The sequence below is a fragment of the Candidatus Blastococcus massiliensis AP3 genome (genome assembly GCF_000582785.1).
GTDB classification, from domain to species: Bacteria; Actinomycetota; Actinomycetes; order Mycobacteriales; family Geodermatophilaceae; genus Blastococcus; species Blastococcus massiliensis.
The window spans coordinates 153,874-161,410 of sequence record NZ_HG931175.1 but is presented as its reverse complement, the minus strand read 5'-3'; the positions used below and the strand labels follow the sequence as shown (position 1 = coordinate 161,410).

Genomic DNA, 7,537 nt, shown 5'->3' with positions numbered 1-7,537 from the left:
TGCGCTGGCCGCCGCCGCTCCGCTGCCCGCCCGGCACCCCGCCCGCGAGCTGCACTGGCGGCTGCTCGACGACTGCGCCGCCGCCCTGCCCACGCGCGGCGCCACCGACCACCGCTCCTCGATCGCGCACAGCCCGGTCGGCCCTCCACAGATGTCCCGCGACGTTCCCGCAGCCGACCGCGCCGACGCAAGCGTCGACAACACCAACCCCTGAAGAGAGGACGTGCCCCATGACCGTCGACACGGCTAGCGACCCGCTCGGCTACGCCGCTTCGCTGCTCGACGCCGTTGGCGCCGCGCGAGAGCAGGTGCCGGCCGACATCGCACTGGAGTGCCTCTACGCCGCCGAGCTGCTCGAGCTCGCCGGCGGACGTACCGAACCGGTCCCGCTGATCGCCGGCGACCCCGCCGCCAGCATCCGCGCAGCGATGGGCGCACTCGGCCTCCTCGACGAGCGCACCTTCGCCAGCACACCGGTCCTCGACGCCGCGCGCGCCGCTCGCCGTGCCCTGCGACGGCTGGGCTGAACGGTGGTCACCACTCTGCGGCAGATGCTCGACGACCTCGCCGACCGAGCCGGCTCCCGCCCCGTGGCGGCGACGATCGAGGACGTCAGCGGAGCACTGGCCCACCTGGGCCGAGCGCTGTCCGGACTGGCCGAAGACGGGCTCACCCCCGGCGACAGCCACCGGCAGCGCAACGTTACCGGGCTCGCGGCTGCCTGCACGACCTCCGGCCGGCTGTGGCCGCACAGCGGCGGGCCGCTCACCGATCTCGCCGGCGCCGCCGCCGACCTCATAGGCCGCGACCGGTCCGTCATGGGCCGCTCCCACCGCTGGGCGGTCACCGTCGAGGTGGCCGAGGTCGCTGACCACTCCGCACGGCTCGGTCGCCGGCTGCTGCCGGAAGCGGCCGCTCCGGAGCTGGACGTCGTCCGCCATTCAGCCGCCACCATCGAGCGTGACGCGCAGGCCGATCCGCCCACCGCCGTGGCCTCCGTGGTGCTCGACCGCCTGGTCCCGCTGCCAGGCCCGCCGTCCGGAGAGGCCGAGGTGACCGTCCTGGACGCCGCCGCTGGTCTCCTGGGTGCGCTCGACCGTGCACAGCGAGCCGACGACCTGACACTGAGGGACTTCCGTGCCGCCGTCGCCGCCGCCGAGCTCACCAGCCGCTACGCCGCCGTCGCGGCAGGCATGACCGGAAGGGACGCCGGACCGCTGCTGGTCGCCGGGCTCGCCTGGCAACTTGCCGGTCGCGCCAGCATGGTCTTCCACGACGGACGCCGAGGAGTGCCCGGCGACGGCGGAGGCGTCGTCGCGTCGTCGCAGGCGCTCGTCCGCGCCCTGCGCAACGAGGTCGGGGCGCCCGCCGACATTGGCGAGCAGCACGGCCAGAAGACGCCCGCGGACGTGGCAGCAACGGTCCGGCAGATCTTGCGCTACATGCCGGTCCTCGCCGACCGCCTCACCATGGCGGTCGATCACTGGTCACGAACTGGCCAGCTCCTTGCGAACGCCCGAGACCTGCCACGCATGGAGGCCATGCCTCAGGACCGAATCGAGGCAGTGATCGCCGGAAGGCATGTGCGGGCCAGCGGCGCCGACCTTGACCGGCTTCGGAAGGTGGTCGGCAGGGCTGCCGACCTGTCGACCGGACTGGCCGAAGCGCTGTACCGCTCCTCCGGGACAGGGGAAGTGGCGCAACGGCCCCGCGTCGAGCGGCGCGACCGGGGAGCGAAGGTGCCGGGCGACGCGGAGCGCCTGCTCAGTCGCGCTCACGCCGTAGACCGCGACAGCACGGGGACCCGGCTGCTCCATTGGCCGCGACAGACCCCACCGGCCCGATAGCGCATCCCTTGCGGGGTGCCCCGCACCCCGTCTCGCGCAACCAGGCGTCAGAGTCGGTACCCGCTCAGGGGGCCACCCCGTGCTCGCGCAGGACTTCGTTGAGGGCGAGCTTGTCGTGCTCTTGGCCCGGCTCGAGGTAGCGCAGGACGAGCAGGCACGGAAGTCCAAAGTCGCCGCCCGGGAAGCCCCTAACGCGGCTCGAGCCGACGCAGATTGCTCGCTCGGGAGCGACGCCGCGCGCCAGCTCGGCGCCGGTCTCGGCCTCGAAGACGCGCGTACTGGCAGTGAGGACGGCGCCCGCGCCGAGCTTGGCCCCGCGGCGCACGCGCGCGCCCTCGACCACCATCGAGCGCGAACCGATGAAGGCGTCGTCCTCGACGACGACGGGCGCCGCCTGTGGGGGCTCCAGCACGCCGCCGAGGCCCACCCCACCCGACAGGTGCACGTTGCGGCCGACCTGTGCGCAGGAGCCGACGGTCGCCCAGGTGTCGACCATCGAGCCGCTGCCGACGTAGCCGCCGATGTTGGTAAAGCTCGGCATCAGGACCGCGCCCGGCTCGACGTGGCTGCCCCACCGGGCGATCGCGCCGGCCACGACGCGCACGCCTGGGAAGATTGTCTTGAGCGGCACGCGGTCGTGGACGAACGAGCCGCCATGGCTGCCTTTGACCATCGGCAGCACGGTGAACGACAGCAGGATCGCCCGCTTGGCGCGCTCGTCGACAATGACGTCGTCGCCCTCGATCCGGGCAACTCGCGCCTCCCCGGCGTCGAGCAGGTCGACGGCGGCTACCACCTGCGCGCGGGCATCCTCGTCGTCCGGGCCGAGCGCCGCGCGCCGCTCCCACAGCTCGTCGATGACGGGGTCGATGGTGGTGTCGGTCATGCCAGGGAGGCTACTTCCGGGCCGAGACGACTCGCGGGCCCTTAGCAGGTCACGCCAGGACCTACATGAGTAAGGGAAACGCGCAACGGCGTCGCTCGGCGAGCGGGAAACCAATCACCGGTGCCCCGAAGGGGATCTGCTAGCGGGACGAGTTGACGACGGCGCGGACATCGTCGAGCAGTGCCTGCCCTGCCCCGATGGCCGCGTTCAGATGGCTGGGTTGGTCACCGAGGTGGGCCAGGACTCCGTGCGCCCGGGTGGCGAAACCAGCCGGGGCCAGGGGCAGGCGTCCGGCCGAGGCAATGGCGCCCTTCTCGTTGATCAGCCACCGCTCGGCCCGCCCGTGCAGGGCGTGAGCGCACAGGAGCACCGCGCGGAACAGGCAACCGGCCACGTAGGCGGCGTCCGCCCGTGACGCCGCCTTGCGGGCGTTGGTGAGGTTGAACTCCGCCTCCCACAGGCCAGCGACCAGGGCTTGGCCCAGCGCCGCCGGGTAGTCAGCCATCTGCTGCCGCAGAGCGGCAAGTTCCCCGGTGGCATCGGCCAGCACCACGGCGAGGGCGAGTTCCCCGGCATACGCGAAGTCGGGCACGCCGAGCGGGTGGCCGACCTGGGCGTGAAATGAGAACTCTCCTCGCTGCGCCGACTGCCAGCTGGAGCGCACCCGGTCCAGGTCACGGTAGATCCAGTCCACCGCCACACCATCGATCCGCAGCCAGGCCCCGCCGTCCACCCACGGACCCCACGCTCCAGGTTGGGTGACCTGCGCGCCGACGCCGCCGACGTCCCGGGCCAGAGCAGCCAGCGCGTCGATGTCCAGGGGCGGGCGGTAGTACAAACCGAGGTCGACGTCAGAGTCCGCCGCCTGCTCTCCGCGGGCGCGGCTGCCACCAAGGACCACGCCGATCACGCCGGGGACGTCGGCCATGCGGCTTGTTAGGTCGGCGAGACGAACTTCATCGAGCACCCGGCCATCCTCGTTCGTCTGCGAGCGTCCTGGCACGGATACGGTGCGAGCGGGGATCGGTCACCGAAGCGGCCTCCGTGCAACTGCCGCCGTCTAATCTCCCGTCGTGCCTGTTCCTTTGGACGAGATCACCGCGTGCAGACAGTCCCACGCGCGGCTACATCAGACGCTCGCAGGCCTAACCGATGCGGCAGCTTCGGCGCCGAGCCTGCTTCCGGAATGGACGGTCGCGCACGTAGTGGCGCACCTGGCCCTCAATGGCGACAGCGTCGTGCGGAGGCTTGAGGGGGCGGCGAGCGGTCGAGTCATCGAGCAATACGAGGGCGGCGCGGCGGCTCGCGACGCGGCCATTCAGGCCGGCGCGGAAGCCGACGCTAGTCACCTCGTCGCGGACCTGTACCGGGCTGATGCCGCAGTCGAAGCGGTCTTCGCCACGCTGCCCGAGTCGGCCTGGGATCGACCGGTGCTCGCTGGTGGTGGCCGCGAGGTGCCAGCCGCGCATCTGGCATTCGCTCGGTGGCGAGAGGTCGAGACCCACCACGTCGACCTCGGACTTGGATACGGTGCAGCGCAGTGGCCACAACCGCTCGTGGACCGATGGCTGCCCGCGCTACTTGAGGGTCTAAGTCACCGGGCGGACCAGCGAACCCTTATGGCCTGGGCACTGGGCCGCGGGTCAGCCCCCGCGCTCAGCCCTTGGGGTTGACGGCGATCCGCCATCCGTGTCCTGTTTCAGGCAGACTTGAACTCTTGGGGATCTGCTCAGCTAGCCGTCTCGCTAGGCGAACCCGCTACGGCGACGTCCAGGTGATTGACCGGTCGGCCGCAAAGTCTCGCGTGAGGATCCTCGAGCGAGACACGCGGTGACGCGTGTTCCCGAACTGCCGCAGGGACGAATATGGGTGAATGGCCGACGCGACTGGGACATATCGACTCCGACAGGCGTCAGCCGAGGATCTGCCAGCCGTGCTCGAGGTGCTGGCACAGAATCAGGTGGGCGTTCCAGACCAGGCGTCGCCCGGGCCTCAAGTGCCGTCCCGGCGGGAGCGCGTCAGCTGGGAACGCATGGCCGCTACCCCGGACCTCACCGTCTACCTCGCAGTCCAGCACTTTACGGATGGGGAAGGAGCAGCGCAGGAGCACCCGGTGGGGACGGCAGCGATGGTGCTCATGCCCCACCTCACCTACGACTGCCACCCGTCCGCGTTCATCGAAGCAGTTGTGGTCGCCTACGCCCACCGCCGTCGCGGCGTGGCTCGATCGCTGGTGCAGCAAGCACTCGACGACGCACGCGCCGCTTCCTGCCGGAAGGTGCAGCTGCTTTCTCACAAGCGCCATGCGGACGACGGCGCGCACGAGCTGTACCGGCGACTTGGCTTCACTGCAGAAGCCGAGGGCTTCCGCCTCTACCTTTAGCCCTGACTGAGGTGGAGCAGCAGCGCACACTTATCTCCAGAGGATCATCAGCCGACGACGCAGAACTTTTCGGTAGCCGAACCCGCTACGGCGGACGTCCCCGTCATCGAGTTGTAGGCCGCAAAGATTCGCGACGGGACACAACTTCGCGGCAATCCTCAGCCGACCGACTGGTAGCACATGTGCATCCGCTGGCGTACTTCATTCAGGGTCGCGTCGGCCAGGTCCCTGGCGACGGCGTTGCCGGCGGCTAGGAGGTCGAGGAGGTACCCGGGATCGGCGGCGAGTTCGACGCGCCGGCGGCGGAGGGGCCGCAGTCGCTCGTTGACCGCCTCCGTAACCGTGCTCTTGAGCAACGCTGCCCCGCCGCTCCCCACCTCGGTGGCGAGTTGTTCAGGGGTTCGGTCGCTGCACAGCGCGGCGATCAGCAGCAAGTTGGCCACCTCGGGACGGCGGTCCGGCTCGTAGGTGATCGTTCGTTCGCCGTCGGTCCGGGCACTACGGATAAGGGCCGCGGTGCGGTCATCGTCGTCTCGAAGCGTGATGGCGTTGCCGCGGCTCTTGCTCATCTTCTGTCCGTCAACGCCCAGCAGAAGCGGCGCGGCCGACAGCACAGCCTCCGGCTCGGGGAACAGCGGCGCATCGGCGGCGTAGCGCTGGTTGAACCGGCGGGCGATGGTCCGGGTGAGCTCCAGATGGGGCAGCTGGTCGCGGCCGACGGGAACCAGGTTGGCGCCGCAGAAGAGGATGTCCGCAGCCTGGTGCACAGGGTAGGTGAGCAGTAGCCCGGACATTGCCCGCTCGCCGGTCGTGGCGGCCTCTGCCTTCACGGTGGGGTTGCGGTGCAGCTCCGCGACGCTGACCAGGCTGAGGAAGGGCAGCATCAGCTGGTTGAGTGCCGGCACGGCGCTGTGCGCGAACACCGTGGTGCGGCGCGGGTCGATCCCGGCCGCCAGGTAGTCGGCGAGCAGGTCGAGCACAGCCCCCGGTATGCCTTCGACAGCGTCCCGGTCGGCGATCACTTGGTAGTCGGCGACCAGCAGCATGACGCCGACGCCAAAGTCCTGCAGGCGCACGCGGTTGGCCAGCGTCCCGAAGTAGTGGCCCAAGTGCAGCGGCCCGGTGGGCCGGTCACCGGTAAGTACCCGGAATTGGCCAGGCGCGGCGGCGATCAGTGACTCGAGTTCGGCGCTACGGGTTGCGGCCCGCAGGTAGGAGTGCTGCTCGGGTGTGGTGGTCATCAGGGCTCCCTCGGAGAGGAGAGCCGCCCGCCGTCAGCCATCGGCGGTTGCGTCCGATGTCGAGCTGCCGGTGAGGGCAGCTCGCAGGACGGATCAGGTCACGGCTGCCGGAAAGGCAGCTGCCACCAGGTGCACATGGACGAAGGCACAGGCGGAGCGTAGCCGACCGGCGGGCACCGAGCTTGGCTACGGATGCACGAGAAACGATGTCGGCACCCTGGAAAGGGATACTCGCCGGGCCGCTGTCCCGCTCGCTTTCCGAACGCAAATCCCACGCGGGCTGGACCTCACTTGCGTCTTGGGCTTGATCGTTCCAGGACGCTACGGACGAAGCCCGCTTTGCCGGCTGTGTAGGCCTCGCGGTCGGCGGCGTGCTGGGCAGCCAATGTCCTCTTGAGATCGGCGTAGCGGTGCACGAGGACGGGATCAGCGCGCAAGGCGTCGCGAAACGCAAGCTGCTCACTCCAGCGAGCGCTGCCGGCGGGCAGCAGGTGCAAGTGCGCCGCGCGGTGCTCGTCGACCACCTGGACGAGTAGCCGCCGCCACGGCCTGGCGTCGAGTTCCGCAGGGACGAGGTGCCAACCGAAGGGCGCCACGACATCTGCAATCGTGTCCGCGCACTCGAGCTCGAGCACCGCCGCCTGCACGTCGGTGATCGGCTTGGCCGCAAGACCCGGCACCGCAGTTGAGCCGACGTGTTCGACGGAAGCGACCAGCCACGGCGCAAGCGTGACGTCGAGTTGCCGGCACAGCTGCTCCCCACGCCGCTGCCACCCCTTCTGGGACTCTCGGACCTGCACTTGCTCTGTCGCCCACCTCGGCCATCGGCTCACCCGCCCAGCATCCCGCGTGCAATCGCGATGGGGACCCGCGACGGCACGCTCCCGGCGGCTCGACCTTCACCTTGCCGATGGCCCCACGGAGGGCTCCCGGTCGGGTCGCCCGCAATCACTGCCGCGAGGCGGTGGAAGGGCGTGATGTCACACGAGGGTCAGATGCGTCCGTGGAGCCTGGGACGGCGCGGCGGCCGAGCGGGGCATCACGACGCTGCTGCTGCCTCCGCTGCGAGCGGCGGACGACCTGCGGCTGCAGCGGGTGGTCGCCTCGTGATGCCGGGCGCTTGCCTCTTACCAACGCCACCGCTAGTAGCCGCGAGCTCATTCGCTGGCCCGCCCCAGTC

The 7,537-nt window shown here is 70.4% G+C and carries 8 protein-coding genes and 1 pseudogene; 5 read left to right on the top strand and 4 right to left on the bottom strand.

Annotated features, from left to right (window positions below):
- The 3 genes and pseudogenes from BN344_RS20780 to BN344_RS14930 all read left to right on the top strand — a co-directional run.
- Positions 1–214 (top strand): annotated as a pseudogene (locus BN344_RS20780) (hypothetical protein); the annotation flags it as partial.
- Between the two features lie 16 nt (positions 215–230).
- A complete protein-coding gene (locus BN344_RS14935; protein ID WP_040339405.1) occupies positions 231–527 on the top strand; it encodes a hypothetical protein in 297 nt (98 codons plus the stop codon).
- Positions 528–854: 327 nt separating this feature from the next.
- Positions 855–1,847 (top strand): hypothetical protein, encoded by a 993-nt coding sequence (locus BN344_RS14930; RefSeq protein ID WP_231486899.1) that lies wholly within the window; start codon positions 855–857, stop codon positions 1,845–1,847.
- Between the two features lie 64 nt (positions 1,848–1,911).
- Here BN344_RS14930 and BN344_RS14925 read toward each other — a convergent pair whose 3' ends face one another.
- Together BN344_RS14925 and BN344_RS14920 are read right to left on the bottom strand one after the other, a co-directional pair.
- Positions 1,912–2,733: a 2,3,4,5-tetrahydropyridine-2,6-dicarboxylate N-succinyltransferase gene (locus tag BN344_RS14925; protein ID WP_040339403.1), complete on the bottom strand. Its 822-nt coding sequence runs from the start codon at positions 2,731–2,733 to the stop codon at positions 1,912–1,914.
- 139 nt (positions 2,734–2,872) lie between these two features.
- Entirely contained in the window at positions 2,873–3,700 is an 828-nt protein-coding gene (locus BN344_RS14920; RefSeq protein WP_040339402.1) for a nucleotidyltransferase family protein, read from the bottom strand.
- Between the two features lie 106 nt (positions 3,701–3,806).
- Here BN344_RS14920 and BN344_RS21220 point away from each other — a divergent pair, with 106 nt between their 5' ends.
- Together BN344_RS21220 and BN344_RS19160 are read left to right on the top strand one after the other, a co-directional pair.
- Positions 3,807–4,406, top strand: a complete 600-nt coding sequence (locus BN344_RS21220; RefSeq protein WP_081788664.1) for a maleylpyruvate isomerase N-terminal domain-containing protein — start codon at positions 3,807–3,809, stop codon at positions 4,404–4,406.
- Positions 4,407–4,666: 260 nt separating this feature from the next.
- Entirely contained in the window at positions 4,667–5,116 is a 450-nt protein-coding gene (locus BN344_RS19160) for a GNAT family N-acetyltransferase (RefSeq protein WP_051515979.1), read from the top strand.
- A 158-nt stretch (positions 5,117–5,274) separates the two neighbouring features.
- Here BN344_RS19160 and trpS read toward each other — a convergent pair whose 3' ends face one another.
- A complete protein-coding gene (gene trpS, locus BN344_RS14905) occupies positions 5,275–6,357 on the bottom strand; it encodes a tryptophan--tRNA ligase (RefSeq protein ID WP_040339400.1) in 1,083 nt (360 codons plus the stop codon).
- A gap of 287 nt (positions 6,358–6,644) precedes the next feature.
- Positions 6,645–7,157, bottom strand: coding sequence for a GrpB family protein (locus BN344_RS14900; protein WP_166518250.1), 513 nt, complete (start codon positions 7,155–7,157; stop codon positions 6,645–6,647).
- Positions 7,158–7,537 lie beyond the last annotated feature (380 nt).

Excerpts from the sequence above, each read along its gene's own strand:
- trpS (WP_040339400.1), bottom strand. The coding sequence starts at position 6,357 with ATGACCACCACACCCGAGCAGCACTCCTACCTGCGGGCCGCAACCCGT.
- BN344_RS14925 (WP_040339403.1), bottom strand. The coding sequence starts at position 2,733 with ATGACCGACACCACCATCGACCCCGTCATCGACGAGCTGTGGGAGCGG.
- BN344_RS14935 (WP_040339405.1), top strand. The coding sequence starts at position 231 with ATGACCGTCGACACGGCTAGCGACCCGCTCGGCTACGCCGCTTCGCTG.